Genomic DNA, 205 nt, shown 5'->3' with positions numbered 1-205 from the left:
CTTCTCGTCGAGCCAGGTGACCATGGCGCGGACGGTGCGGGCCTTGACGAGGTCTTCGAGTTCGCTTTCGTCGCCTTCGACGGCGAGGTGGAGGCGTTGGGCGACTTCGCCGGCGACTTCGGCGCGTTTGATGGAGTCGATGGACAGGTCGGCTTCGAGGTCGAGGTCGAGTTCGATGAGGTCGACGGGGTAGCCGGTGCGCTCG

The 205-nt window shown here is 65.9% G+C and carries 1 protein-coding gene; it reads right to left on the bottom strand.

The genetic code is table 11. From position 1 onward, the window contains the following. Window positions 1-205 (bottom strand): acyl carrier protein (locus C5N14_RS31630; protein WP_133305788.1); only part of this gene is annotated, 205 nt, incomplete at both ends.

Source organism: Micromonospora sp. MW-13, assembly GCF_003434305.1.
GTDB lineage: Bacteria > Actinomycetota > Actinomycetes > Mycobacteriales > Micromonosporaceae > Micromonospora.
Note: the sequence above shows the minus strand (reverse complement) of the source record. Positions and strands in the feature narration are given on the sequence as shown.